This is a genomic window from Pseudomonas moraviensis (assembly GCF_900105805.1).
In the GTDB taxonomy this organism is placed as follows: Bacteria; Pseudomonadota; Gammaproteobacteria; order Pseudomonadales; family Pseudomonadaceae; genus Aquipseudomonas; species Aquipseudomonas moraviensis_A.
This window is the reverse complement of record NZ_LT629788.1, coordinates 257894-283825: the sequence shown is the minus strand read 5'-3', so window position 1 is coordinate 283825 and position 25932 is coordinate 257894. Positions and strand designations below refer to the sequence as shown.

The following is a 25932-nucleotide window of genomic DNA, read 5'->3' as shown; positions in this document are numbered from 1 at the left end:
TAATGTTTCATAGCGAACTTGCGTATTTCCGCTCCATTATCAATGAGCAATATCGCGAAGATATTGCTCAAGGGCAAGGATTACCTGAAGGTGCTATCTCTACAATAGTTCGCAATGGACCATTTCAGCACCTTGAAGAACGGGCGATCAATGCGATTATCCGCGAACTGGAAGCGAGCTTTATCGTAACTCAGAAGCGCGGGGCGATTATTTCAAAGGACCACCGGCCTTGGCTTGCAACAGTACGACCGGGGCTGGATTTCTATTACTGGAACCGCTTACGCAAATACTATCTTGAGACGGGAGCTCTTCCGTCGCCGGTGCTCGCTACCCTCAATACCGACACAGACGAAATTCTCGATCAATGCGGCAACCCGAAAGATGAACGCTACGGCGCAGTTCGCGGCATGGTCATGGGAAATGTCCAGTCAGGTAAGACCACAAACTACTCTGCTCTGATCTGCAAGGCAGCTGACGCAGGCTACCGCGTCATTATCCTATTAGCAGGGATAACCAACTCACTGCGTGCGCAGACGCAAGAACGAGTTGACGAGACATTCATTGGCAAAGTATCGATGTTTGGCGCGGCCGCACAGCAGTCGTTGCCGATCCAAAATTATGCAGCGACACGGCGAATCCCCTCCTACGGCACTACTCGGGTAGCCGATTTCTCGAGCGGCACGGATGGAATCTATTTCGGCTTGGCAGGTCATCAGGAACCTATGATCTTCATAACCAAAAAAAACAAATCCATCCTTGAGCGTCTCGCACACTGGATAGAGAAACAGGGAGAAACCGGAGGCTATGAGCTGCCACTTCTGCTGATAGACGATGAAGCCGACAATGCATCTATCAATACAGCCATTGACCCCAAACGTACTAGCGCTATCAATGGTGTGATTCGACAAATTCTGTCGCGATTTCCGCGCTCCGCATATGTCGGCTATACCGCTACACCGTTTGCCAACATTTTCATCGACCCGGAAACGACAGAGGAAATGGAGACGGATGACCTTTTTCCAGGGAATTTTATTAAGGCGCTTGATCCACCTACCAATTATGCAGGATCACATAGAATTTTCCGGGAGGGTGGCAACTTACGCCAAAGCATGGTCAGAGTCATTGATGACTATCGAGCGAAACTGCCGCTGAAGCACAAGAGCGGCGACAATGTTACCGAGCTACCCGACAGTTTGCGTCACGCGATTCGTGTATTTTGCATAACAAGGGCCATTAGGGTATTCCAAGAAAAGGGCAAGACTCATTGTTCGATGATGATCAACGTCAGCCGATTCAATGCCATCCAGGAAAAAATTCTAGGGCTCGTTTTCGAATATCTCACGGAGATCAAGGACGCGGTCTCGGTACATGCATCGCTGCCGCTTGATCAGATCAACGATGAGATCATGGATGATCTCGAAAGTAGCTTCACAGTCGAGTTCGGCAAGACTGATCTCAAATGGCGCGATCTGCTGCGTGTCCTAAATGAAGGGGTCCAGTCCATCGATGTCCGCACCGTCAATATGCGGGGTGGCAAGTTAGATTATTCACTGCGCAAATCAGAAGGTCTGCATGTCATCGCAATCGGCGGGCTGGCGCTTTCACGCGGCCTAACTCTAGAAGGCCTCACGGTCTCCTATCTCTTGCGGAACGCTACTGCGAGCGACACACTTATGCAGATGGCGCGCTGGTTCGGCTACCGACCGGGATATGAGGAATATTGCCGCCTCTATCTGCCGCAGGTGTCCTTCGACCATTACGAATTTGTAGACGAAGCGACCGAAGAGTTGAGGAGCGAGATCAAGCGCATGAAGGCCGCAGGCCGCACACCGCGTGATTTCGGCCTTAAAGTTCGGCAGAGCCCGCTCGCCATTCGGGTAACCGCGGCAAACAAAATGCGGACGGCCGAGAAGCTCAAAATAGCTCAGGACTATTCCGCGCGTCACATCGAAGGCTTTGCACTTCCAAATAATTCAAGCATTGGAAAGAAACATCTCGACGCGGTCGAACAATTTCTCATCGCACTCGGCAGTCCCACTGAAGTAAACAAGAGTTACATTCGCTGGGCCGCAGATGGTCGAGACATACTTGGTCTCATGCTCGAATTCCAGTTCGTAGATCATCCCGATCTATCGGCAATTTCCGATACCTCTCTTCTCTCGGACTATATTCAGGACCGCGTCACGGACGAACTCGCGAAATGGGACGTTGTGATTCCCATGCGCCAGTCAGGCGACTCTAGTCCATTTGCTGGTCAGCAGATCAATCTGAGGTCTCGGAATCAAGGAACAATTCAGAAAGGCACCTATCGAGTAAATGGCAGCAAGAACCGTGTCGCCGATCCCGGCGACGCGCTGATTGGCCTGTCCGACATACAAATCGCGGCAGCGGATGCTGCCTATCAGGCTGAAACTTACAAAAAGGAACGTGCCGCTTGCTCTGTGCGCGAGCGGCCGATGATGTTAGTGCATTTATTCAGCGCGTCCCTGCGCACCGATCCAGACGAGAGCGACGATAATCTCAAGCTAGACGAGAAAATCGTGACGCTGTCCTTCTGCATGCCTGAGACTTGTAAACCCGCTGAAGAGAGAACATACCAGGTAAATGCTGTCTATCGGCAGCAACTTGAGCAATTTGCCGCAGAAGCAGACGATGACTCCGAGCCTATGATGGAGGCTCAGGATGTTGAGTGAATGGAAGGCAATCGTCACACCGACAGACCCAAGTTTTTACAACATTCGACTTGCTGACAGTAGCCATCCTCTCGATTTCAGGTTCGGCCGCGACTTTCATGGATGTTTTGTCTTCCAGCTTGATGCAGTATGCGCCGAGCCGAGAATGCTTGATCTGCCGAAAATGTCGGCCGTGACCTGCGAGGTCCATTCGGTGGACTTTGAGCGCTCAAGATTAGTGCTGAGCTTGAGCGATGTGGCCAATTTCCAAAACTTCGCACTTATGTGCAAGAGTCTAATGCTTGCGACCGACAAGCTTGCACCGACGCAGTCAGGAGAGGGGCTGCTGCAAGCCATCAAGGAAGTCCACCGTTGGCAGGAGATGCTGCGCCATAGAGCCAACCACCTACTGTCAAAAGGTGAACGCATTGGCCTAGTCGGCGAGCTGCTGTTTCTGCGAGATGTTCTTGGTGAACGCATCGGATGGAGTGCCGCCATAAAATGCTGGAATGGCCCTAGCGGTCATGAGCAGGATTTCTTGGTCGCCGGCACCATCTTTGAGGTCAAGACGCAAGTGGCGACTGCTGACCGGCGAATCCGGATTTCCTCTGAAGATCAACTCGACCCAGTTCAGGGACGCATCCTGCTCTGCAATCAGGGCATAGCTTCGCTACCATCCACCACCCCAACCGCTCGGACTCTCAATACTCTTGTTGCAGAGATTCGAGACACTTTTGCCGAGGCAGGCACAGGGGCGCTGGAGGACTTTGAGATAGCTCTACTAGAAGCAGGATATCAGGAGCAGCCGGAATATAATGAGGAGAGCTGGGCTCTCGTTGATCGCATATTTTATGAGGTGTCCAGTGAGTTTCCTCGTATCGAGCGTAGAGACCTCCGCCATGGGGTAGAGATGGTTAAGTACAGCATTCGCGTTAGCGACTGCGCTCCATTCATCGTCAGCCTCGATGATGCTTTTAGGGGAGTCGAATCATGAGCGAGTTGCAACAAACATTTGAAGCCCTGCGAGAGGATATTCTTTTAGAGGCAGAGGTGCGGGGCGTATTTCAGCAAGAAGCTTTTTTCGAGCTTTATGCGGCAGCGGCTTCTGAGAACGGTGACACAATTGACTTGGAATACACCCACAGTCACAAAGAAGGTGGACGGCGGCCATACCGAATCGACGGTTATGGACTAGATACCGATCGCGGAACTCTTTACCTCGCCATCTGCGATTTCCGAAACGGGATTGAACTGGAACCGCTGCATAGTGACCGCCTGAACTCAGCGTTCAAGCAAGCAATTGCCTTTTTCGAAAACGCCTGTTCCTCGCTCTTTATCAATTCAATTGAGGAAACAAGTCCGGCGTTTGCCGCGGCCTTTCCTATCTACTCAGTACGCGATCTCATAAAGAGAGTTCGCATCATCCTTTTTTCCAACGCCCGACTGGCAACCAAACGTCCACCACAACTGGGCGAGCTAGTAAGCGGAGTTCCGATTGTCTTGAGCGTCCTTGACGCGATTCGCTATTTCGAAATCCAGAAAAGCTTTCGAGTTTCAGAATCTATCGAAGTCAATATCGCAGGCATAGCCGGCGCGCCTATTGCCTGCCTCAAAGCCTCGACGAACACCCAAGAGCATCAGTCCTACCTTCTTGCTATCCCTGGCCCTGTGCTTGCTGAAATCTACGGTCTATACGGAGCACGTCTGCTAGAACAGAACGTCCGAACCTATCTCCAGGCTAAGACGAAAGTGAACAAAGGCATTTTGGAAACGATCAAAAACTCACCGGAGATGTTTTTCGCTTACAACAACGGACTTACTGCGACAGCATCGGCGGTTACGCTCGAAACGCTAGAGGACGGACAACTAGGAGTCGCAACTATTCATAATCTTCAGATCGTGAATGGCGGCCAGACGACGGCGTCTATCCTTTACGCAAAGGATGTCGCGAATTCACCGCTCGAGCGTGTTCATGTCCAAATGAAGCTCTCAGTCGTCCCATCTGCCCACATCGAGCATGTCGTTCCAAAAATTTCGCGATATGCCAACACTCAGAATCGTATATCAGAAGCAGATTTCTTCTCGAGTCATCCGTTCCATCTGCAAATGGAGCGTTACTCTCGGATAACGAGCGCCCCGCCTCAGAACGGTGCGATGACGGGCGACAAATGGTTTTATGAACGTGCACGCGGACAGTATCGTGACGGCATGGCATACGCATCCGTTGCACAAAAGAGAAAATATCAGCTGGAGTATCCAAGAGATAAGCTTATCGAGAAAACCGATCTTGCGAAATATGTCCTGAGCTTTGAAAGAAAACCTTACGTTGTGTCCAGAGGAGCACAAAAAGCGTTCATGGTCTTCGCGGATCAAACCGCAAAGGCTTGGAAGTCAGCGCCGACCCAATTTAACGAAGTTTGGTATAGAAATGCTTGCGCGATGGGGCTGTTATTTCGCTGGACCGACAAGCATGTTGCTGGCTCCGACTGGTACAAAGATGACCGTGGCTATAAATCGCAGACAGTTGCCTATACCCTTTCTCGGATTGCTGAGCAAATTGAGCACCAAGGGAAGGCAAGCTTAAACTGGGGGCAAATCTGGAATACTCAATCCGTCCCGGAAGAGCTTCAAGAGCATATTGCCTCTCTCGCGCCACAAATTGCTGCCGCGCTCAGGAACACTTCTGCAAATGTGCGAGACGTCGGTGAGTACTGCAAACTTGAAATTTGCTGGCAAAATATCCAGGCATCAGAGTTAAAGGTTACGGCCATACCCAACCATCTGATGCTCAACACGAGTGAGATGACGCAAGAAAAAAAGGAAGCGAAGTCGTCTGCAAGGATTGATCGTGAAATTGACTTCGATATTCTCCTTCACATGCTCGTTCCTAAAGCTGAAGTAATCCGACGGACTGCTGAGCAGCGTAAATTTCTGTCGCCGAAGGCAGATAGAGCTCTCCAGAAGCTGGGATCGGGGAATATCAACTTAGCAAGGCCGGATAAGAACGCAGTTAAGCTGCTGGTGAAGCGAATGGCAGATGAAGGTATGCCTGTTGAAGATATGTAGGACAGGCGAAGCCGGGTATCCTGCCGAGCAGAATGCCGGACTTTTACACTTGTTGAGCAATGGGCGCGGCTTACCTCCAGCTATGCCTTCCAACGCAATTTGCCGTGAGTTCGCCACGAGTGGATTGAGGAAACCCGCCAGCACCCATCAGTACGTCGGCCACAATCCACTTCAATCAGCAATCCTCCATTTGATGAGCCTGAGTACCTTTCGATTAACATACCAATACAGGGAAGAATTCGACCGATCGGTCTTCTTATGCAGAGTGTCTATAACTGTAAGCGTCCGGTGAACTAACCCCACTGTGTAACAAAAGTGGCGTCGCATTTCCCCCTTTATAAGAGAGATTGATTGCTTAAAAGGTAGGGCCGAATCCAAGATTTTAACTGACACAACCAATCCCCAGCAGGCTGCCTCCCACAGATTCCGCATCATCCTGAAAACAATCAGTGCAACCCGCGCCGCCTCCCGCTATTAATACCCCTCTCCACTCAAGGATCCGAGCCCCACCATGAAATTCGATCTCGCCTACTGCCTCAGCCTCGACGACAAGTTGTCGATCTATGATGTTCGCGATCTCAATTTCGATGAGACGGTGGCGTTTGACTCGGCGAAGGAGCGCTTTCAGTGCCCCAACGATGCTTGTCGTTCGGCGTTTGAGGCTTCCAACGAGTTGGGTACGTTCAACGCGAAGAACGTGAATTACGTGCGCACGCCGCACTTCAAGAATCTGCCCACTACGCAGCATGTGGCGGGTTGTCCGTATGTGAGTTTGAAGGCGTCGGCATCTGGTGTTGAGACGGCGGATGGCGAGGTGGATGACGGGCGTGAGGAGCACTTCCCATCAGAGTTGTTGCTGACCCGGCGTGAGTATGTGCGCAAGCCTGTCGCGCCAGCGGGGGCGGCGGATGTGTTGCGGGATGATCCAGTGCGGGTGGCGGTGGACAGTGGTAAGGAGTCGGCGAGTCGTGAGTCGGCGCCGGACAAGACCAGTGTCTTTGCGCATCCGGTGGAGTGTTTCGTTTCCAACTTCGCCGACAAGGATTTGCTCAAGCGCATGCCTTTGAAGGTCGGCGAGCATACGGCGCCGTACAGTTCGTTCTTCAAGAAGATCGAGTATCTGACGGACAACAAGGGGCTGATTTACTGGGGGCGGATCAAGAAAATCGAGGACTTCCACAGTGCCAGTTTTCGTATCGATTTCGAGGACAAGGTCTGGTTCAAGAAGCCCGAGGACAGTAAGAAGAAGCCGTATCCGGTCAGTGTTTATCTGAACAAAAAGCTGATCGACAACTACCGCAAGCGCAAGGCGTTTCTGGAGGAGATCAAGTACGCGGTGGATAGCGACAAGGCGTTGTTCTGTTTCTTTTATGGGGTGACGCCGGAGTTGAAGCAGGTGCCCGGCAAGAAGAACCCCGAAAAGCCTTTCGAGGTCTTCAATGCCAATATCGAGAACCTGGATCACTTCATTATTCGTGAAGCGCCGGGGTTGGAGTGAGGGGGCATGGGGTTGTTAATCAACCTGTGAATTCGTCACGTCCCGGCTTAATCACTCGAGTTCTGCCTCTCATACTCTTCCATAAAAGCCTTGCGCTCCATCTCCGCTATTTCCCGTGCGACTTGATGCCGACGCTCTTTCGCAGCATGAAGCTGGACATCATCGAGAAAGCAATAATGGCGCAGCCAGTGAAGCGTCATCTCCTCGTCCGGGAAGTAGTAGGACTTGGCTCCCTTGCTGTTTCTCGGCGTGTCGTTCATTTGTTCATCGAATACCATCGCCGTGACTTCATCGGGCGGCAAGCAACCCGTTCCAGCCACCTTGCTTCGGAAGCACCAGGCAATTTCATCAATGTGTTTTTGCGCGCTGCGATGGCCGCGCCGATAGAATCGCTGGTGCTCACAAGTCTGTAGCATCCGCGCCAACATCAACTCGGTGTCCAGCCATTGTCCGAGACCATGGTTCTGGGCATTGATCATCAGTCCATTCACCCAACGCTCGGTGAAGCGCACAACGAACCCGTGATCGTCGGCTTTTTTCGCGTTAGCCAGGATCACGCAATAGCGGCTTTTGATGTGCAGGACCAACAACACATGTTTGCGCTGCACAGTGATCGCATGGACCAGCCACTGTTCGTCCGCGCCGTTCAGCTCATCATCCTCAATAACCGATGACGGCGGCTTGGTGTCCACCGGCGTGATCGTTTTGCCTTTATGAACACGGCTGAAAAACTTGCTGGCGGCTTCGGTGCAATTGAAGATCAACATCCTGGATCTCTGTTGGTGACTGGCGGGCAACGCTCAGTCGCCGATTCTGATTTCTTTCGCCCGCACCAATCAACGATTCATTTGAGGGAAATGCTCAGCAGCACGATGACGAGCAATCCAATATAGACCCAGGCATGCACCCGATCCGAAATCCGCCCAATCCACCGCGCGGCCAATCTGATCCCCAGCAACGAGCCAACCGTCAGCAGCGCAAACGCCAGCACATCGACATACCCGATATACCAAACGCCCAAATCAGCCCCGGTGAAACCGGCCAGCGCCATGTACGTCAGCGTCCCGGCCAGCGCCACTGGCACGCTGAGTGGATTGGCCATGGCTGTGGCTTGCGACATGCTCAGCCCGCAACGGCGTAGCAGCGGCACGGTCATGACGCTTCCTCCTACGCCGAGAAACGTCGCGATGGCGCCAATGCCTACACCGCCGGCGGATGTTTCCGTTGAGGTCAGTTGCCGTGGGATCGTGGTTTGAGACTGTGTGAGAAATCCGCGGCGCAGCAGGCAATCGACGATGGTCACGCCCAGGTAGGCGATGAAGGCGTAGCGAATCACTTGGCCGCTGACCCACATGGCAGCGATGGCGCCGACGATCGCGCCCACGCCGATAAACCCGCCCAATGGCCAGAGGTAGTCCCGGAGCAGATTGCCCGAGCGTTGGTGTTTGCGTGTGGCGATCAGGGCGTTGACGATCATTACGCAGGTCGAGGTGGCCACGGCGATGTGCATGGCCGACTGGGCGATGGGGTCGTCAGCTGCGTGGCTGGCGGTGAGCATGCGGTAGAGCAGCGGCACGATGACGAAGCCACCGCCGAAACCGAAGAGCACGGCGCTGATACCGGTGAGGCAGCCGAACAGTGTCAGCAGGAGGTAGAACATGGTGAGCGTCCTGGATTGGGAAGCCCACGACATTAGTCGTAGCATGCATTGGCCGGCTTCAGTAGTTCAGCCAATAATGTTCGCGTTTACGCCAATCGCCGGAACCACGCCTGATGCGCAATATTTCGATCAATCAGCTCGATGACACGCCTCGCACGGTTGTGGCTATCGGTACCGATTATTCCCACGGCCACCTACTTCCGTTTCATACGCATAGACGCGCGCAATTGCTTTACGGCGCCACCGGTGTGATGCAGGTCAGCACTCAGAATGGCAACTGGGTGGTGCCGCCGCAGCGCGCGGTGTGGATTCCGCCGGGCGTGGCCCACGAGGTATTGATGCTCGGGGTGAGCACGCGCAGTGCATATATCGAACCGGGCAAGGTGGATCTGGGGCCGGACTGCCAAGTGCTGAATGTCACGCCGCTACTGCGGCACTTATTGATGGAAGCAGTGGACGTGCCGCTGACGTACGACGAGTCCGGACGTGACGGCGTGCTGATCAATTTGCTGTTGCATGAACTGACAAGCAGTGCGCCTCTTCCCCTACACATTCCTATGCCTGCCGAAGGAAAGCTCCTCAGTCTGTGTCAGACCTTTCTGAACATGCCCAATACGCATCAATCCCCGCAGCATTGGGCAGACCAGTTACACATAAGCTTGCGTACCTTTAACAGATTGTTTCGGCAGCAGACCGGGCTCAGCTTCCGCCAATGGCGGCAGCAAGCCTGCGTGGTGCAGGCACTGGCACGGTTGGCGGCGGGGGAAGCGGTGACGCGGATTGCCCTGGACTTCGGCTATGAAAGTCCGGCGGCCTTTTCAACAATGTTTCGGCGAGTGCTCGGAGAGGCACCGTCCGTCTGGTTGGAGGCGGCGAACTAGGCAAATTCAAAAAATGCGTTTGATCCCGGCCGAAAACAACTGTACAAAAACACAGTACATTTTCAATCAGCACTTTTGAGCCCGGAGCACACCATGGCCTCTCTTGCGATGAACCACGTCCTCGAACGCATTGCCCTTTTCCAGTTCACTCCGACCCACTGCGTCCAGGCCCGCGCCATGCTGGGCTGGAGCGTTGAACAACTGTCGCGCGAGGCCGAGGTGGCAGTGGCAGATATTCAGCGATTCGAAGCACAGCAGGACGTGGCGGATGCCGCAAGGCTGGCACTGGCTTATCGGTTCGAGGCGCAGGGGTTGGTGTTCTTTCCGGGGTTTGCACCGGGGCGCAGTGTCAGGGCGCAGGGTATGTCGGGGGAATCGGTGGGGCGTGGGGATTTTGCGATGGCTGAATAAGCTGGCGAGGGGGATGCCCCTCACCAACTGAGCAATTCATGCGTTCTCTAACACCGCTTCCCCCTCCTCTTCCACCGCCATCCACCAAGCGCTCCCCCGTTCTGGTTGCGCGATGTTGAACGCTTCACCCATTCGCGGTGTGGTAATCGCAATACTGCGTTCCCATGCGAGGGCGAGGATGCGGTCGAAGGGTTCGTGCCAGGCGTGCATGGCCAGGTCGAAGGTGCCGTTGTGGATCGGGAAGAGCCAGCGGCCCTTGAGGTCGATGTGGGCTTGCAGGGTTTCTTCCGGTTGCATGTGAACGTGGGGCCATTCGACGTTGTAGGCACCGGTTTCCATCAGGGTCAGGTCGAACGGGCCGTATTGTTCGCCGATGCGTTTGAAGCCGTCGAAGTAACCGCTGTCGCCGCTGAAGAAGATGCGTGTGTTGCCATCGATCATCACCCATGACGCCCACAGCGTGCTGTTGCCGTCGAACAGGCCCCGGCCGGAGAAGTGCTGCGACGGTGTGGCGATGAAGCGGATGCCGGCGAGTTCGGTGCCCTGCCACCAGTCGTACTGGCGCACCTTGCTGGCGTCGATGCCCCATTTGATCAGGGTGTCGCCCACGCCCAGCGGGGTCAGGAAGTACGTGGTTTTCGCGGCGAGTTTGCGTACCGCTTCGTAGTCGAGATGGTCGTAATGATTGTGCGAGAGGATCACCGCCTCGATCGGCGGCAACTGGTCAATGCTGATCGGTGGCTGATGAAAGCGTTTCGGACCCGCCCACTGCACGGGCGAGGCGCGCTCGGCGAAGACCGGGTCGGTGATCCAGAACTTGTCGCGCATCTTCAGCAACAGGGTTGAATGCCCGAGGCGATAGACGCTGTGATTGGGCGCTGCGAGCAGATCTTCGCGCGTCAGCGGCTGCACGGGAATGGCGGCGGTCGGACGGGTGTTGCGGGGTTTGTGGAAAATCATGTTCCACATGATCCGCAGCATTTTGCGCAGGCCTTCGCGTTGCACCGGCGCGTGATTGCGAAACAGCCCTTGATCCTGTCGAGAGGCTTCAGGCGTGGGAGTGTTATCCGGGAGGGAGACTGGATTGGCCATGACTGAACGACTCCGAAAAACCGTGTGCTGCACGGTATTCCACGGGGAATGAAAATGGCCAAGCTGCACGCAAGGGCCAAACGCTCTGGTTTGTAAGGTGCGAGGATTAACGCAACATTACACTGAGCGGTGTAGTTTCTAGGTTGCATCAAAGCCGACGCCAAGTAAACTGCCGAGTGTAATTTCCTCTCTTTTCTGCCGAAGCCCGCTCATGACCGCTCCACAACGCCTCACCGACCGCAAACGCGAAGCCATCATCCAGGCGGCGATAGCCGAATTCCGTGCCCATGGGTTCGAAATTACCAGCATGGACAAGATCGCCGCCACGGCCGGCGTGTCGAAGCGTACGGTGTACAACCACTTCCCGAGCAAGGAAGAGCTGTTCGCCGAAATCCTCAATCAGCTGTGGGCGCGGATCATTGCCGAGCCATCGGTGCGCTATAACCGCGAGCAACCACTGAGCGAGCAATTGCGGCAAATGTTGCGCGAGAAAGTGCAAATGATGGCCGACGAGAATTTCCTCACCCTCGCGCGGGTCGCAATCGCCGCAACCATTCATTCCCCCGAGCGCGCGCAGAACATGATCGAGCGCATGGGCGAGCGCGAGGAAGGCCTGACTGTCTGGATACGCGAGGCGCAAGCCGACGGCCGGCTCAAACCGGTGGATCCCGAGTTCGCTGCGCATCAGGTGCAAGGTTTGCTCAAGGCGTTTGCATTCTGGCCGCAGATCTCGCTCGGACGCGCAGCCCTTGATCCAGACGCGCAGGACTCGGTTGCCGAGTCGGCGCTGGAGATGTTCCTGGCGCGATATCAACGCTGACTTACTTTGTAGCCGAGGCAGGTCGCGAAACGCGTACAACTAATTTAGCAAAAAGTTATACAAACTCGGGCAAAAATTCCTTTCTTGTACAACTTTATGAAGTTTTGTATAAGTAGCCATCTGCCAGTAACGGAACGCTGGCATTGAGCAGTCACCGCCGAAATGCCGCCTGTGCATTTCGGTCTGCCGGCGCAGGAATAGGGACTGAATCCTTTTGATTTTCCCCACTCCCGAGTATCGCAAGCATGTTTTTCAATCGCCACAAAGCCGCCCTCGAAGAACTGCAACACACCGTTTTTGACCAAGCTGCAATGCTCGAAGCGATCAACCGTTCAATGGCGGTGATCGAGTTCGATCTTGATGGCGTGGTGTTGCGTGCCAATGACAATTTCCTCAAGACCATGGGTTACACGGCTACCCAGGCAATCGGCCAGCCACACCGGCATTTCTGCACGGCGGAATTCGGTCGTAGCGCCCAATACACTGAGTTGTGGTCGCGTCTGAAAAACGGCCAGTTCCAGTCAGGCACCTTTGAACGGGTCAACAGCAAAGGCCAGCCGATCTGGCTGGAGGCCAGTTACAACCCGATCAAGGATGCATCGGGACGGGTGATCAAAGTGGTCAAGTACGCGATGGATGTCACCACCAAAGTGCAGCAGGAAAACGAGGCCAACGCCAAATTGCAGGCAATCGATCGCGCGATGGCGGTGATCGAGTTCGACCTTGAGGGCAACATCCTTACCGCCAACCAGAATTTTCTCACGCGCATGGGTTACAACCTCGCGGAGCTCAAGGGCCAGCATCACCGTTTGTTCTGCACCCCGGCGCTGGTCAGCAGCGGCGCCTATCAGGATTTCTGGCGGCGCCTGAATCAGGGCGAGTTCTTCCACGGCCAGTTCGAGCGCGTGGATAAACGCGGTCAGACCGTGTGGCTGGAGGCCAACTACAACCCGGTCTATGACGCCTCGGGCCGCTTGTACAAAGTGGTCAAGTTCGCTTCGGACGTCACCGCCCGTGTCGAGCAACACGAGCAAGACGCGCGCAGTGCCAGCACCGCTTATCACATCTCGGTGGCGACGCGAAAAGTCGCCGAGCAAGGTACGCAGGTGATTCAACAGGCTGCCAGCGAAATGCGCGAAATCGCCGAAGACATCAGCCAGTCTTCAACCCTGATCGCGCAACTCGGCGACCGCTCCGAGCAGATCACCGCCATCGTCAACACCATCCGCGCGATTGCCGATCAGACCAACCTGCTCGCGCTGAACGCAGCCATCGAAGCGGCACGCGCCGGTGAACAGGGGCGCGGTTTTGCCGTGGTCGCCGATGAAGTGCGGCAACTGGCGGCGCGCACCAGCGGCTCCACTGCCGAAATTTCCAACATGATCAGTCTGATCCAGAGCGAAACGCGGCAAGCGATCAAAAGCATGCAAGGCACCCGCGACCGCGCGGCCGAAGGCGTGGAACTGGCCAATCAGGCCGGGACGGTGATTCTGCAGATTCGCGACGGCGCCAGTGAGGCCGTGGATGCGGTGAGCATGTTTGCCAACGAGCGGGTGCCAGGGTGATGGGAACTGACATCGGTTCGTGGTCGGGTGGGGAATTGCGGCTGGCGATGAACCGAGGTGCCGCCTTCGCGAGCAGGCTCGCTCCCACAGGAGATCTGTGAACGGCGCAGATTCAAGGTGGGAGCGAGCCTGCTCGCGAAGAGGCCCGCAACCACACTACAAACCTCAGCTGCGCACCAGACTTCGCACTGCAACAATCTCCGGTACTTCGACCTTGCTCATGTAGACCCGCAACGGTTCGCTGATGTTGATGCGCTCGTCGATGTGTTGATCAAGCAGCAACTGAATCAGTTCGCGCTTGAGCGTCATGGTGGTGTCCGATAGCGGTGCCCAGACGAACTCACTGGTCGGAATGATGCCGTCATCGGCCACGTCCATGCCGAACGAATCTTCGCTGAAGCGTACGAGGTATTGGCCGGTCTTGCGGTTGAGGCCGACGAAGCCTTTGAGATTGTCGGCGGCCTGGCAGATGAGTTGGGAGGTGATGCGCATGGTAAACCTCACGAAAGATGATCGATGGTTTACACGCAGGGCAACACAGCGGCGCGCCCTCTGCCGGGGCGTCTGCCGTGGGCAAGCGTACTGCAAACAGCGCCACAAAAGTGCAGGAAATTTCCGTTTTGCTCGCTTTATGTCGGTCTGGCGATAGCCCTGCGGCGCTTCAATTGTTAAAAGGTACGTCTCGAAAAAAACCTGCGAAAGGAACTCGACCATGCCTGCCACTTTTACCCGAAGCGCCCTGGTGCTGAGTCTGTTGTTCGGCCTCGGTCAGGCGCACGCCGACAGCCATCCTGAGCCCAAGGCAATTGCTGCCGCCCATGGCATTCCGCATCCGGCGGTGATCGCCCACCGTGGCGCGTCGTTCGATGCCCCGGAATCCACCGCAGCGGCCTACAAACTGGCCCGCGACCTCGGCGCCGATTACCTGGAAATGGACTTGCAACGCAGCAAGGACGGCGTGCTCTTCGCCCTGCACGACGACAATCTGCAACGCACCACCGACGTCGCCAGCAAATTCCCCGAGCGCAAGGACAGCCCGGCCACCGCGTTCACCATGGCCGAACTGAAAACCCTCGACGCCGGCAGTTGGTTCAACACCAAGTACCCGGATCGCGCGCGCCCCTCTTACGCCGGGCTGAAAATCCTCACTCTTGACGAAATCATCGACATCGCCCGCGCCAACCCGCAACACAAGCCGGGCCTGTACATCGAAACCAAAGAGCCACAGCTGTTTCCCGGCATCGAACATGACCTGAAGGAAAAACTGCAGGATCGCGGCTGGCTCAGTCCGGCCGGTTCGAAACTGGCGAAAAGTGCACTGGGCGTCGGTCAGGGTAAAGGCAAGGTGATCCTGCAAACCTTCGACAAAAACAGCCTGCAACTGCTGGAAAAGGAAATGCCGCAAGTGCCGAAGATCCTGCTGTTGTGGGTCGGCGAAGGCAGCATCGAGCCGAAATCCGCCGTGACGTTTGCCGCGTCCGGTGAGAAGGACAAAAACGTTTTCTACGGCAAGCAGGAGCCAAAATCCGAAGCTGAATTCAAGCAATGGGTCGACTACGCCAAGGCCCAGGGCGCGATCGGCACCGGCCCTTCGGCGAAGCTGACGCATGGCGGTGACCAGAGCTATTCCGATCTGGTGCAACCGTGGATGAACCAGTACACCCACGACCAGGGCATGCTGGTGCACGTTTATACCGTCGATGAGCCGGTGGACTACGAGAAAGTCATGGCGGCGGGTGTCGATGGCATCTTTACCAACCGCGCCAGTGAGCTGTTGAAGTTTTATAAGCGTCCGGCGGTTGGCAGCATTGATGAAGTTTTGAAGAAGAACGGTTTCTGATTAGTTATCGAGTCGTCTGCTTCGCGAGCAGGCTCGCTCCCACAAGAGCGGTTTTCTCGCGATGCGCAGATTTAAGGGTGAGTTAAGTTGCGCTGGTTAATCTGAACCCACTTACACAGATCAACCACTTCAACGCACTGCCAAGGAATGAACCGATGAAAACTTTGACTGCCCTGTTTACCGCCGCTGCCCTGACTCTTACCGCTGGCCTGGCTCAGGCTGACGTGCGTATCGACCAGATCCCGCAACTGGTCAAGGACGGCAAGATCAAGTCGCTGGAATCGATGAACGAAGCAGCCCTGAAACTGCACCCGGGCGCAACGATTACCGACACCGACCTGGATAACCACTTCAACGGTTACGAGTACGAAGTCGAACTTAAAACTGCTGACGGCAAAGAATTCGACGTGGACTTTGATGCCACCACCGGTAAAGTGCTGAGCGACAAGCAAGATACTTGATAGACCGTTGTTAAAGAGCCGCACGATTTAAGATCGTGCGGTTTTTTTATGATTTGCGTTTGGCTTTGTTGATAAGTTGCCAGTGAAAACTTTACCCCCTCACCCCAGCCCTCTCCCCCAAGGGGGCGAGGGGGAAAGTGATCTGGCTTAATGATTCTGGACACCCCTAAAGGGCGGTAATCTACGCCCATAGACGAGGTGTGATTTGACCAGACGATATTTTTCGACAGATTTCAAACGGGATGCGGCTTGCCTGGTTTTGGATAAAGACTATTCGGTGAGTGAAGCCTGCGAAGCAATGGGCGTGGGCCCTACAGCTCTGCGTCGCTGGGTTGAGCAACTGCGTGCGGAGCGCAGCGGCAAGACGCCTGAGAAGTCCAAGGCCATGACCGTTGACCAACAACGCATCCAGGAACTGGAAGCAACAATTCGACGGATTGAGCGCGAGAAGGAAATTTTAAAAAAGGCTACAGCTCTCTTGATGTCGGATTCCCTCGATCGGTAAGGCTGGTCGAGGAGTTAAGCGAGCAATATTCAAGATCCGAGTTGTGCGTTGTATTTGGAATCAACCGCAGCAGTTATTACGAGCGTCTGAAACAGCGGGCGAAAGTAGATGACGGGCGCAATCGCCTAAAGATCAAAGCTGCTGAATTACATGAGCAAAGTCGCGGCTCAATGGGCGCGCGCAGCCTGTCAAAGGCGCTATGTAACGAAAAAGAGTCGGTGGGTCGTTACATGGCTCGTAGCCTGATGCGCGAGCTCGGGTTGAAGAGTCAGCAACGGCGCAGGCATCGTTACAAACCCAGCGGTGCGGAGGCGCAATACGCCCCCAATCATTTGGAGCGTAAATTCAATGTCGAGATCCCCAATCGAGTGTGGTGTGGCGACGTGACTTACATTTGGGCCGGTACTTACTGGGTTTATCTGGCTGCTGTACTTGATCTGCATGCCCGGCGTATCGTCGGCTGGGCGATGTCCAGAAGCCCGGATTCAGCTCTGACCTGTCGAGCGTTAAAGATGGCTTTCGAGTCGCGAGGACGCCCTGAAAACCTAATGTTCCATTCGGATCAGGGCTGTCATTACAGCAGTAAAGTATTTCGTGAAATGCTGGCGGACATGCGCATAAAACAAAGCATGAGTCGACGAGGAAACTGCTGGGATAACGCCCCGATGGAGCGTTTCTTTGGCAGTTTGAAATCTGAATGGATACCCAAGGCTGGCTACCGAAACGAAGATGAGGCTAGTACCGATGTGTTGCGCTACCTGACCCATTATTACAATCGGATCAGGCTGCACAGTCACAACGGATATCGGACTCCGGTAGCAATGGAAGCCTTGGCAGCATGAGAAATGACCTAAACCCTATAACCGTGTCCAGTATCGTTTGACCAGAACAGACCCCGCTTCGATAACGTCGTGCAACTCCTTTCGAGGGGCTGTCGATGGTGAACGAAGGGACGATCAGTGGCGCGGTACAAGGACATTCCCCGGGTGCAAAACCCACCGGAGGGCGACGGACATCACGTTACCTGGCGCTATATGACGGCGGCTGAACTGGCCGAGCGCGAAGCCGGGCAAAATGCCTACGATGCGATGCTGGCGCGGCAGGAGGCTTTCGAGCGCAGCCGGGAAGTGGCGGCGAAAAAACCTGAAGCTGTGCGTGCCGGGTGCGTATTCGCCAAGTCGTGCAAGTTGCCGGATGCGATCATCGATTACAGCAATCCTTCCGGCATGGTCCCGACCGACAGCCTGAAGGATTACGGCGAGCTGATCCTGCTCGGCGCTCGCGAAGCCGACGCAAGCGGCGGCATTCCACTCAAGAAAATCAGCGCCAACGCGATCCCGATCGGGTTTGGCAGTCTGGCCTTGGCAGGCTCGGCTTTTGAAGCGCTGCCGGCGCTAGTCTCCAGTGCGGTGGCTGCACCCTTGGTCGGGCTGGTTGCGCTGCTGATCCCGTCAAGCCTGGGCGACAGCGCGCTGTACACCGATGAGCAACTGAGCACACTCAAACAAGCCAGAACACGCGTACGCCTGCGCGTCGAGCAACAGGCCGATGGCAGCCTCAAGGGTTACGGTTTCTACACCGGCAAGAACCGCGATTGGGAAATGGTCGATGTCGTGCAGTTCACTGCACGCGGCGACCGGTTCGTTGCCGATCTGGGTGAAGGCGTCGAACTGCTCTGGACACCGGCGGTGGATGGCTCGGACATCCTCGGCATTCCGGCGCTGGAGGCTGCCCCGCAGGCACCGCATATCTGGGTGTATCCGCCGACGAAAGCGGCGGACGGGATACTGGTGAATCCGGTTTATCCGCCGGAGTATCGGGATTCTATTTTGGTGTTTCCGGCAGATTCGGGTGTAGAACCGATCTACATTGTTGTCAGTACTGCGAAAGGCACCGCCGAGGCCGGACATACCTATCACCCAGCGCCGGAAACGTCAGATATCACGGCCTTTCCTGATTTAAGAAGAGCAAAGAAGAAAACACCGTTCAACGGCGGGCTTAGGGATCGCTGGATCAACGCAAAAGGCCGAATAATCTATGAATGGGACTATCTACATGGCGAGCTTGAAGCCTACCGCGCAAGCGATGGTAGCCATTTAGGCTCTTACGACCACAGAACTGGTGAACAGATAGATCCACCCAAAAAGAACCGTAGTATCAAAAAATATTTATGAGGATTACATGGGACTTAAAGCCAGACTCGAATGGTACGACCAGCAAACCGAACTGGGTGAAGGGGAGGAACTGTCGAAAGACCTTGGCGAGGACGGCTCATTAATGGAAGCATTAGGCCTACCGTCGAAAAGCTTCAATAACGGCGGATTTGATGTGAAAGCCGATTGGATCAAGACTCTCCAGCCATACTTCCAGCATTCCATTCAATTTTCTTCTTACGACTATCAGGTATCGTTCGTTTACCGGGATGAATGGTAGATGGGACTGGAACTGAGATTGGAATGGTACGACACAGCAACCTTGGAGTTTCAGGGGGAAGAGTCGTCAAAAGACCTGGGTGATGACGAGTCAGTGTTAAACGCCTTGGGGATTCCCGCCGCGGACAACATCAACAATGGCAGTTTCAACGTCGCTCAAAATTGGCTCGCCACCATTCAGCCGTATTTTCAACATCAAATCGATTTGAGAGTTCACGACTATCAAATTTCGTTTGACTACGGCTAACAGCCCCGGAAGTATTAGCTCCATGCACTTTCTTTTAATTACCGGTTTTTTCCCTGACGAAGTTCAAGATGACTCCTTGCAGTTCGAGCTGGATATCACAGGCAGCGAGATGAATGAAAGAGTCGCCCAGCTCATTGAATCCAAGCCCTTGGGTGAGGTGGAACCCGGCGAGTTGTTGACTCAGGATCAGGTAACCGCACTGGAAAATCTGCTCAGCGTCAGTTTCCCAAAGGGCCTCGAATACTTCATGGGGACCTGCGTCAAATACTGACTGACCCACTCACAAGCAAAGAAAAACCCCGACCAGTCACCTGATCGGGGTTTTCTTTACTCGGCTTCCCGCTTAGTGCGAAACGCGGCTGGTCCCGCCAACGGTGGAAATCCTTACCCGCTCGCCAACGCGGAACACTTCATTCTCCTGAACTTGCTGCACATAGGCGCGCATGCTGCCGTCGTCTTCGCGGACGGTAATTTCCACGCCCTGGGTGCGGGTCAGGCCTTCTTCGGTGGCGGAGCCCAGCAGGCCGCCCGCCACTGCGCCAATGACCGCAGCAACGATGCTGCCCTTGCCGCCGCCGATGGCGCTGCCGCCGACGCCGCCGACCACTGCGCCTGCTGCGCCGCCGATCGGGGTTTTGGTGCCTTCGATTTTCACCGGTCGCAGGGATTCGATGGTGCCCATGCGAATCGTCTGCACACGACGCGCTTCGTCACGGGAGTAGGAGTCGCCAGTGAGGCTCGATTGGCAGCCGGTCAGCAACATCGCCATCGTGGAAAAGGAAGCAACCAGCAGAACAGACTTACGCATAGCATCAACTCCAAAAGAACATGTGTTCATTAAACTCCGTGGCCTGGCGTCTGTCACGACACCCTCCGGATAAAATTGGCTTCCATTCAGGCTGGGTACAGATGCCGCGAGCGTTCACTTAAAGTAGCGTGAAATCACCGATCCGCCATCGCCCTTCATCCCGCTCGGTAGACTGCTCAGGGTGCCAGACGTTCAAGAATCCACTCGGCGCCCTGCAGCCGGTAGTTGAGGCGATCATGCAGGCGGCTCGAACGGCCCTGCCAGAACTCGATGCGCTCGGGCAACAAACGGTAACCGCCCCAGTGTTCCGGGCAGTGCGGCTGACTGTCGCTGAAGCGCTGCTCGGTGGCCTTGAGCAAATCTTCCAGCTCGCCACGACCGTTGATGACGCGGCTCTGCGGTGATGCCCAGGCGCCCAGGCGGCTGCCCAATGGACGCACCTGATAATAGGCATCGGACTCTTGCGGCGTGACCTTCACCACCCGCCCTTCGATGCGCACCTGGCGCTCCAGGGTTGGCCAGAAGAACGTCATGGCGGCAAACGGGTTGGCTGCCAGATGCTGGCCCTTGGCGCTGTCGTAGTTGGTGAAGAAGGTGAAGCCCTGCTCGTCCAGGCCCTTGAGCAACAGAACGCGGCAATGCGGACGACCGCCGGCATCGACCGTAGCCAGGGTCATGGCATTGGCTTCCACCGGCGCCTGCTCGGTTTTCACCGCATCGGCGAACCACTGATGAAACAACGCAAACGGCTCGGCCGGGGCTTGCGCCTCGGTCAAACCGTCACGGGTGTAATCGCGACGCATATCGGCCAGAGCCTGGGTCATGGCGGATTCCTTTTCGTTAGCGGATCACTTCTTCGCGGCGTCGGCTGCGGCGACTTTCTTGTCGGTCGCGGCGGCTTTGGCTGGCGCAGTCTTTTTCGCCGCAGCTTTGGCCGGAGCCTTTTTCGCTGGAGCCTTGGCGGCAGCTTTCTTGGCTGGCGCCTTTTTCGTCGCCGGCACAGCAGCTTTCTTCGCCGCAGGCGCTGGGGTGGCTGGTTTGGCCACTGGCTTGACGTCTTGCGCGGCGACCATCGTCACAGGCTTCGGCGCTGGCATGTTGTATTTGCTCAGCAGTGCCACCATGGTGTTTTGCGGGGTGACCAGCAGCTCTACACGACGGTTCAAGGCACGGCCTTCAACGCTGTCATTGGCCGCACGCGGCGCTTCCGGACCCATGCCGCGCAGCATCAGGCGGTCACGCTGCAAGCCGCTGAGACGGAAGATCGCTGCCACCGATTGCGCACGTTCCTGGCTCAGCTTGATGTTGGCCGGCGCAGCGCCGCTGGTGTCGCTGTGACCGAGCACCAGCACCGCCGTTTTCGGGTCGGCTTCAAGGATCTTCGCCACGCGAGTGAACGGGCCGAGGGTGACCGGCAGCAGCATCGCCGGACGGTCCGGGTTGAACGAGCCTTCTACCGGCGCCGTCACTACCAGCACGTTGTCGCGACGTTCGAGTTGCAGGTTGCTGTCCTTCACCGCTTCACGCAGACGCGGTTCGTAGTCGTCGAGCCAGGCTTGAGTCACCTTCGGATCCGGCATCGGCACGGCTTTGGCGGTTGGCTGATCCTTACCGCCGAACGGCCACCACCATTTGCCATTGGACTCGGCCTCGGCTTTGGCCACCTCGACCGGTTTGGCTTCAGGTTTGACCTCGGCTTTCAGATCAGCTTTTACCGCTTCATCGCTGGAACCGAACGGCCAGTACCACGGGTTGCTGCTCTCGGCTTTGGCCACTGGTGCGGTCGCCGCCGGTTTCAACGGAGCGGGGGCCGGAGCCGGATCTTTGGCCGCGACTTTGTCGGAAGAACCGAACGGCCACCAGCTGCCGCCGTCCGCGTCGTTTTTCGGGTTCTGTGCGCAACCGGTGATCGCTACACACAGGGCCAGGGCGAGGGTCTTTTTAGATGACATTGAAAATCCACAAAATGAAGTAATGAAAAATCAGAGCACTTTCGCCCGGATAAACAGCCGTTTTGAAACGAAAATCCCTTCGAGGTTCCGATCCTGGAACCTCAGTTGAAGCTTTACAGACAAGTGGCAAGCACCCGCGCCAGCTTTTGCGCGCGCGGATCCATCAAAACGTAAGGCCCCAAAGTATTGGTCACGAAACCGAAGGCGACATCGCGCTCGGGATCAGCAAAACCGATCGAGCCGCCCGCCCCCGGATGGCCGAACGCGCGCGGGCCGAGGCCGTAGGTGGCGTTGGCCACGTCCGGCTGATCGAGCATGCAGCCGAGGCCGAAACGGGTGCGGGTGAGCAAGGTTTTGTCGTCGCCGAGGCTGTGCTCGCGGGTCAGCTCTTCAAGCATCTCGCTTTCGAGCAGACTGCCGTCGAGCAGGCCGGCGTAAAACCCGGCGAGGCTGCGCGCATTGCCGTGGCCGTTGGCCGCAGGCTGCTGCATGCGGCGCCATTCCGGTTTGTTGGTGCTGGTCAGCACCGACGGCGGATTGGTGAAGGCGCGGGTAGTCATGGCAGTCGGTTCGCGCATGGTCACTTGCAGCAGGCGCTGCGCCGCGGCGTCGCCGGCATTGCCCTTGCCACGGGCGATGTGCGCCACGCGATGAAACTCTTCGTCGGCCAGGCCCACATGGAAATCCAGCCCCAACGGCTTGGCAACCCGAGCGATGATCGACTCGCCCGGCCCACGCCCGTCGGCGCGGCGCAGCAATTCGCCGACCAGCCAACCGTAGGTGATCGCGGCATAACCGTGACCGGTGCCCGGCGTCCACCACGGCGCTTCGGCCGCAAGGGCGTCGACCATGGTTTGCCAGTCGTACAGGGCTTCAGGGGCGAGCAATTCGCGCAGCGCCGGCAGGCCGGCCTGATGGCAGAGCAATTGGCGCAGGGTCACCGATTCTTTGCCAGCGGCGGCGAATTCCGGCCAGTAGCGGGCAACCGGGGCATCGAGTTGCAACTTGCCTTCGGCGACCAGTTGCAGCGCGGTGACGGCGGTGAAGGTCTTGGTGCAGGAGAACAGATTGGCGATGGTGTCGCTGTGCCAGGCTTCGGTGCCATCCTTGTCGGCGGTACCAGACCAGAGGTCGAGGACGGTTTCTCCACCGACCTTGATGCACAGGGCTGCGCCGCGTTCCTGGGGATCGTCGAAGAGTGCGGCGAAAGCCTCGCGCACCGCTTCGAATTGAAGCTCGTAATGTCCCTGAATCTGCACCCGCAACTCCCCCGCGAAAACGCTCTACAAAGTGGTCCGCATTGTTCCAGCCCTTGAGGGATTTGGGAACAGGCGCGGGCCAGACGGTTGATCGGCAATTTGTGTTGATCCCTTCGCGAGCAGGCTCGCTCCCACACTGGATCTCAACAGCAGCGGAGATCCCCTGTGGGAGCGAGCCTGCTCGCGAAGAACGATAACGCGGTCTGAAACCTAGTGACCATTCCCCGAATGCCCGCCCGCTTGCGCAGCCCCCGGCGCTTTGCCAGCCTCGGCCTTGCGCCCGCCTTCAGCCTCGGTATCCGGCGTTTTCTGCGCCACCTTGCCCAACTGCTCCAGCGCTTGCAGATTGCTTTTGCGCACTGCCTCGACAAATCCCTGATACGGCAGATCGGTGACGCCGACCAGTCCGAAATGGCCATTCTCGCCGTCGAGCAACCGGCCAGTCACCGGTTGGTCGAGATACTGGAACCAGTGCACGCCGACAATCGACGGCTCGCTCAGCGCCTGTTTGAGGAAGTTGGCATAGGCCGGGCCGCGATCCTCTTCCTTGGCCAATTGCGTCACGCCGCCCCAGAACGGGCCGCGGTCAGCCGAGCCGAAGTTGAATTCGGTGATCAGCACCGGTTTGTCCAGCGCTGCCAGCGCGGCGAAGTCGTAACCGTCCTGCGGCTTGAGCGTGTACATGTTGAAGCTCAACACATCGCAATACTGCGCGCAGGACGCAACGGCCTCAGGCGTGCTGATAGCGAAGCGACCGCCCAGCAGCATCTGGTTCGGCGCGTGCCATTTCAGCGAATCGGAGATGGTCTTGAAATAGGTGTCGGCGAAGACCTTCTGGAAGTATTTGAAGTCCGCTTCGATCTCCGGATGCTCAGGATTGGGCAGCGGCGGCACGAAGCCCGGGTCTTCCATCAACTCCCACGCCGGCAGCTCGATGCCCCACGCCTTGGACAGTCCGGCCTGATTGCGGTACTTGTCGCGCAATTGCTTGAGAAAGGCGCGTTTGGCCGGCACGTCCGTGGTCATTTTCAAGGTGCCGTAAGCCAGCGCGTAGCGAGCCTTCGGATCGTCACCGGCGCCGGCCCAAGCCAGCTCATTGTCGGCGTAATAACCGATCAGCCACGGATCGTCGCGGTGATCGCGTGCGGCAATGGCCACGGCGCGCTCGGTGGCCATGGCGAAACGCGGATCGAACGGGTCCGGCATGCCGCCCCACCAGTCGCTACCGGTGCTGATGCTGGCGTAATCGCCGACGATCGACAGCGGCAAGGTGTACGGCACGCGCTCAGCGTCCGCCAAGGACGGCGCGCTCCAGTTGCCAACCGTATTGAAACCCCAGGCTTGCAGGCGGTCGAGGGTATGGCGAGCCCAGCGTTCCTCATCAATCGTGGCTGTACACGGAGCGGCTTGCGCGCTGGACGTTTGCACCGCGTCGGTCTGCGCCGCTTCGGCGATACCTGACTTCGGCTCGGCAGGCGCCGCCACAGACTCAGCCGCCTGCACCGAACTGGCCTCAGCCGCGCCTGCCTTCGCCGCTTCGGCGATCCCGGCCTTGTTGTCGCTGTCCGGTTGACACGGTTCGCCGTACAGGCGTTGCAGATTGGCGCCATAGAAGTCGTACCAGCGGCCGTTGCCGTAGCCACGCCCCTGATCGACGCCGTTACCGCCACGGTTGTCGCCCTCGCCGAAATGCGCAGCCAGCGGGTCGCCGTTCTTCGGCAGTGATTCGAACATGTATTCGCGACCCGCTACGTAGGTCTGGTTGACTTGCGGGCTGACGGTGTTGACGCCAAGCGAGTAGAACGGATGGCCTTCAGGGGTCACCAGATACCAGCGGCCGTCGTGTTTTTCCGTGCGGAAGAAACCGCTGGACTTGAACGCCGGGCCCTTGTTCCAGCCGCCGAATTTGTCCAGCGAGGACTTTTCGCGCTCGGCCAGCCAACTGTTCAGTTGTTGCTGTTCTTTGCTGGCGGCGCTTTTCAGCTGCTCGTCGCTGCTGACTTTCTCCGGCCATTTGCTGCGGGTCGACTGCCCGTAAGCATCGAGCAGATTGCCGTACACCGCCTGCGTCACCGACTCGCCGTCCTGCACGCCGAAACGCTCGAGCAACAGGCTCTGCGCAACTTTCGGCTGATCCATCGACAGGCTCACCGACACCACCTGGCTGCGGTCGATCTCGCCCGTGCTGCTGGCCAGCAGGATGCGCTGGCCGTCAACGGTCATCGGCATCGGCGGCCCGGCTTTCATGCCCTGACTCAGCGGCGTCGAAGCCACCAACGGCACCAGCAAGGTTTGCGCGGGGCCGGCCGGCAGATCGACGCGGCTGAGCAAAGTCCGGCCATCGTTGCTCTGGATCTGCACATAAACCGTCACCGCCCAGTTCATCGCACTCTGCAGGCGCAGGGTCATCATCCCGGACTGCGACCAGTCCCAGGCGCCGGTCTGCGGTGTCAGGCGCAAGGTCGGCCGGGCGACCGGGTTGAATGTCACCCGACGCAGCACTTCGCCTTCCGCAGTCTGTTCGGCATTGGCCTGCGGCAGGTCGGCGTTTTCCGTGGCGACCTTGACCACGTCGGCCGGGCGCACGAAGTTGAACAGCGTCTGCTGACCAGCGGGCGCGGCCAGCAACGGCGCGGCAAAGATCAAGGCGAAAACAGCGGGCAACGAACGGCGGATCATAAGAACGGAGTTCTCCCTAACGACCAGTCAAGGCCAGTGGAAAAGTGCTGGCAGAGAGATAGACAACGCGGCGGGCCAATCGGC

General features: G+C 56.9%; 24 protein-coding genes. 15 read left to right on the top strand and 9 right to left on the bottom strand.

Features of this window, described 5'->3' with window-relative positions:
* Positions 1 to 2 precede the first annotated feature (2 nt).
* The 4 genes from BLU71_RS01470 (at position 3) to BLU71_RS01455 (ending at position 7236) form a co-directional block, all read left to right on the top strand.
* Entirely contained in the window at positions 3 to 2693 is a 2691-nt protein-coding gene (locus BLU71_RS01470) for a Z1 domain-containing protein (RefSeq protein ID WP_083352167.1), read from the top strand.
* On the top strand, positions 2683 to 3666 hold the full coding sequence (locus BLU71_RS01465) for a PD-(D/E)XK motif protein (RefSeq protein ID WP_083352166.1): 984 nt from the start codon (positions 2683 to 2685) through the stop codon (positions 3664 to 3666). The genes BLU71_RS01470 and BLU71_RS01465 overlap by 11 nt, the downstream gene beginning before the upstream one ends.
* Positions 3663 to 5738, top strand: coding sequence for an AIPR family protein (locus BLU71_RS01460; RefSeq protein ID WP_083352165.1), 2076 nt, complete (start codon positions 3663 to 3665; stop codon positions 5736 to 5738). The genes BLU71_RS01465 and BLU71_RS01460 overlap by 4 nt, the downstream gene beginning before the upstream one ends.
* Positions 5739 to 6249: 511 nt before the next feature.
* On the top strand, positions 6250 to 7236 hold the full coding sequence (locus tag BLU71_RS01455) for a hypothetical protein (protein ID WP_083352164.1): 987 nt from the start codon (positions 6250 to 6252) through the stop codon (positions 7234 to 7236).
* Between the two features lie 47 nt (positions 7237 to 7283).
* On the opposite strand, the gene BLU71_RS01450 is transcribed toward BLU71_RS01455, so the two are convergent.
* Positions 7284 to 8003, bottom strand: coding sequence for a DUF6933 domain-containing protein (locus BLU71_RS01450; RefSeq protein WP_083352163.1), 720 nt, complete (start codon positions 8001 to 8003; stop codon positions 7284 to 7286).
* Between the two features lie 77 nt (positions 8004 to 8080).
* Positions 8081 to 8896, bottom strand: coding sequence for a sulfite exporter TauE/SafE family protein (locus BLU71_RS01445; RefSeq protein ID WP_083352162.1), 816 nt, complete (start codon positions 8894 to 8896; stop codon positions 8081 to 8083).
* Between the two features lie 113 nt (positions 8897 to 9009).
* On the opposite strand from BLU71_RS01445, the gene BLU71_RS01440 reads away from it, so the two are divergent.
* Together BLU71_RS01440 and BLU71_RS01435 are read left to right on the top strand one after the other, a co-directional pair.
* Complete coding sequence (locus BLU71_RS01440; protein WP_083352161.1) at positions 9010 to 9777, top strand: AraC family transcriptional regulator; 768 nt, start codon at positions 9010 to 9012, stop codon at positions 9775 to 9777.
* Positions 9778 to 9870: 93 nt separating this feature from the next.
* Positions 9871 to 10188 carry a hypothetical protein gene (locus tag BLU71_RS01435; RefSeq protein WP_024014027.1) on the top strand — a complete coding sequence of 106 codons (318 nt, stop codon included), beginning with the start codon at positions 9871 to 9873 and terminating at the stop codon, positions 10186 to 10188.
* A 36-nt stretch (positions 10189 to 10224) separates the two neighbouring features.
* On the opposite strand, the gene BLU71_RS01430 is transcribed toward BLU71_RS01435, so the two are convergent.
* Positions 10225 to 11280: an MBL fold metallo-hydrolase gene (locus BLU71_RS01430; protein WP_083352160.1), complete on the bottom strand. Its 1056-nt coding sequence runs from the start codon at positions 11278 to 11280 to the stop codon at positions 10225 to 10227.
* 211 nt (positions 11281 to 11491) lie between these two features.
* On the opposite strand from BLU71_RS01430, the gene BLU71_RS01425 reads away from it, so the two are divergent.
* Together BLU71_RS01425 and BLU71_RS01420 are read left to right on the top strand one after the other, a co-directional pair.
* Positions 11492 to 12100, top strand: a complete 609-nt coding sequence (locus BLU71_RS01425) for a TetR/AcrR family transcriptional regulator (protein ID WP_064364902.1) — start codon at positions 11492 to 11494, stop codon at positions 12098 to 12100.
* Positions 12101 to 12345: 245 nt separating this feature from the next.
* Positions 12346 to 13665: a methyl-accepting chemotaxis protein gene (locus BLU71_RS01420; RefSeq protein ID WP_083352159.1), complete on the top strand. Its 1320-nt coding sequence runs from the start codon at positions 12346 to 12348 to the stop codon at positions 13663 to 13665.
* A 165-nt stretch (positions 13666 to 13830) separates the two neighbouring features.
* On the opposite strand, the gene BLU71_RS01415 is transcribed toward BLU71_RS01420, so the two are convergent.
* Positions 13831 to 14157, bottom strand: coding sequence for a DUF2025 family protein (locus BLU71_RS01415; protein WP_065616759.1), 327 nt, complete (start codon positions 14155 to 14157; stop codon positions 13831 to 13833).
* Between the two features lie 220 nt (positions 14158 to 14377).
* Here BLU71_RS01415 and BLU71_RS01410 point away from each other — a divergent pair, with 220 nt between their 5' ends.
* The 7 genes from BLU71_RS01410 to BLU71_RS01380 all read left to right on the top strand — a co-directional run bounded on the left by BLU71_RS01410 (position 14378) and on the right by BLU71_RS01380 (position 19421).
* On the top strand, positions 14378 to 15505 hold the full coding sequence (locus BLU71_RS01410) for a glycerophosphodiester phosphodiesterase (protein WP_083352158.1): 1128 nt from the start codon (positions 14378 to 14380) through the stop codon (positions 15503 to 15505).
* Positions 15506 to 15660: 155 nt separating this feature from the next.
* Positions 15661 to 15966, top strand: a complete 306-nt coding sequence (locus BLU71_RS01405; protein WP_042607223.1) for a PepSY domain-containing protein — start codon at positions 15661 to 15663, stop codon at positions 15964 to 15966.
* Positions 15967 to 16171: 205 nt separating this feature from the next.
* A protein-coding gene (locus BLU71_RS01400) for an IS3 family transposase (protein WP_408980746.1) occupies positions 16172 to 17313 on the top strand; the annotation gives its coding sequence in 2 pieces (ribosomal slippage) (positions 16172 to 16433 and positions 16433 to 17313; 1143 coding nt in all).
* Positions 17314 to 17430: 117 nt separating this feature from the next.
* Positions 17431 to 18645 (top strand): S-type pyocin domain-containing protein, encoded by a 1215-nt coding sequence (locus tag BLU71_RS01395; RefSeq protein WP_083352157.1) that lies wholly within the window; start codon positions 17431 to 17433, stop codon positions 18643 to 18645.
* A 7-nt stretch (positions 18646 to 18652) separates the two neighbouring features.
* Entirely contained in the window at positions 18653 to 18904 is a 252-nt protein-coding gene (locus tag BLU71_RS01390) for a colicin E3-like toxin immunity protein (RefSeq protein ID WP_083352156.1), read from the top strand.
* Entirely contained in the window at positions 18905 to 19150 is a 246-nt protein-coding gene (locus BLU71_RS01385; protein WP_083352155.1) for a colicin E3-like toxin immunity protein, read from the top strand.
* Between the two features lie 22 nt (positions 19151 to 19172).
* Entirely contained in the window at positions 19173 to 19421 is a 249-nt protein-coding gene (locus BLU71_RS01380) for a pyocin S6 family toxin immunity protein (protein WP_083352154.1), read from the top strand.
* Between the two features lie 72 nt (positions 19422 to 19493).
* Here the strand turns inward: BLU71_RS01380 and BLU71_RS01375 are convergent, their stop codons facing one another.
* The 5 genes from BLU71_RS01375 to BLU71_RS01355 all read right to left on the bottom strand — a co-directional run bounded on the left by BLU71_RS01375 (position 19494) and on the right by BLU71_RS01355 (position 25848).
* Complete coding sequence (locus BLU71_RS01375) at positions 19494 to 19958, bottom strand: glycine zipper 2TM domain-containing protein (RefSeq protein WP_016771369.1); 465 nt, start codon at positions 19956 to 19958, stop codon at positions 19494 to 19496.
* A 176-nt stretch (positions 19959 to 20134) separates the two neighbouring features.
* Positions 20135 to 20782, bottom strand: a complete 648-nt coding sequence (pdxH, locus tag BLU71_RS01370) for a pyridoxamine 5'-phosphate oxidase (RefSeq protein WP_065615244.1) — start codon at positions 20780 to 20782, stop codon at positions 20135 to 20137.
* 24 nt (positions 20783 to 20806) lie between these two features.
* Positions 20807 to 21910 (bottom strand): OmpA family protein, encoded by a 1104-nt coding sequence (locus BLU71_RS01365; protein WP_083352153.1) that lies wholly within the window; start codon positions 21908 to 21910, stop codon positions 20807 to 20809.
* 113 nt (positions 21911 to 22023) lie between these two features.
* Positions 22024 to 23169 (bottom strand): serine hydrolase domain-containing protein, encoded by a 1146-nt coding sequence (locus BLU71_RS01360; RefSeq protein WP_083352152.1) that lies wholly within the window; start codon positions 23167 to 23169, stop codon positions 22024 to 22026.
* Positions 23170 to 23379: 210 nt separating this feature from the next.
* Complete coding sequence (locus BLU71_RS01355) at positions 23380 to 25848, bottom strand: beta-galactosidase (RefSeq protein ID WP_083352151.1); 2469 nt, start codon at positions 25846 to 25848, stop codon at positions 23380 to 23382.
* Positions 25849 to 25932: the final 84 nt, after the last annotated feature.

Coding starts and splice junctions, on each gene's coding strand:
- BLU71_RS01355 (WP_083352151.1), bottom strand. CDS start 25,848: ATGATCCGCCGTTCGTTGCCCGCTGTTTTCGCCTTGATCTTTGCCGCG.
- BLU71_RS01435 (WP_024014027.1), top strand. CDS start 9,871: ATGGCCTCTCTTGCGATGAACCACGTCCTCGAACGCATTGCCCTTTTC.
- BLU71_RS01425 (WP_064364902.1), top strand. CDS start 11,492: ATGACCGCTCCACAACGCCTCACCGACCGCAAACGCGAAGCCATCATC.
- BLU71_RS01410 (WP_083352158.1), top strand. CDS start 14,378: ATGCCTGCCACTTTTACCCGAAGCGCCCTGGTGCTGAGTCTGTTGTTC.
- BLU71_RS01455 (WP_083352164.1), top strand. CDS start 6,250: ATGAAATTCGATCTCGCCTACTGCCTCAGCCTCGACGACAAGTTGTCG.
- BLU71_RS01365 (WP_083352153.1), bottom strand. CDS start 21,910: ATGTCATCTAAAAAGACCCTCGCCCTGGCCCTGTGTGTAGCGATCACC.
- BLU71_RS01460 (WP_083352165.1), top strand. CDS start 3,663: ATGAGCGAGTTGCAACAAACATTTGAAGCCCTGCGAGAGGATATTCTT.
- BLU71_RS01450 (WP_083352163.1), bottom strand. CDS start 8,003: ATGTTGATCTTCAATTGCACCGAAGCCGCCAGCAAGTTTTTCAGCCGT.
- BLU71_RS01385 (WP_083352155.1), top strand. CDS start 18,905: ATGGGACTGGAACTGAGATTGGAATGGTACGACACAGCAACCTTGGAG.
- BLU71_RS01445 (WP_083352162.1), bottom strand. CDS start 8,896: ATGTTCTACCTCCTGCTGACACTGTTCGGCTGCCTCACCGGTATCAGC.
- BLU71_RS01430 (WP_083352160.1), bottom strand. CDS start 11,280: ATGGCCAATCCAGTCTCCCTCCCGGATAACACTCCCACGCCTGAAGCC.
- BLU71_RS01380 (WP_083352154.1), top strand. CDS start 19,173: ATGCACTTTCTTTTAATTACCGGTTTTTTCCCTGACGAAGTTCAAGAT.
- BLU71_RS01375 (WP_016771369.1), bottom strand. CDS start 19,958: ATGCGTAAGTCTGTTCTGCTGGTTGCTTCCTTTTCCACGATGGCGATG.
- BLU71_RS01405 (WP_042607223.1), top strand. CDS start 15,661: ATGAAAACTTTGACTGCCCTGTTTACCGCCGCTGCCCTGACTCTTACC.
- BLU71_RS01415 (WP_065616759.1), bottom strand. CDS start 14,157: ATGCGCATCACCTCCCAACTCATCTGCCAGGCCGCCGACAATCTCAAA.
- BLU71_RS01465 (WP_083352166.1), top strand. CDS start 2,683: ATGTTGAGTGAATGGAAGGCAATCGTCACACCGACAGACCCAAGTTTT.
- pdxH (WP_065615244.1), bottom strand. CDS start 20,782: ATGACCCAGGCTCTGGCCGATATGCGTCGCGATTACACCCGTGACGGT.
- BLU71_RS01420 (WP_083352159.1), top strand. CDS start 12,346: ATGTTTTTCAATCGCCACAAAGCCGCCCTCGAAGAACTGCAACACACC.
- BLU71_RS01440 (WP_083352161.1), top strand. CDS start 9,010: ATGCGCAATATTTCGATCAATCAGCTCGATGACACGCCTCGCACGGTT.
- BLU71_RS01390 (WP_083352156.1), top strand. CDS start 18,653: ATGGGACTTAAAGCCAGACTCGAATGGTACGACCAGCAAACCGAACTG.
- BLU71_RS01470 (WP_083352167.1), top strand. CDS start 3: ATGTTTCATAGCGAACTTGCGTATTTCCGCTCCATTATCAATGAGCAA.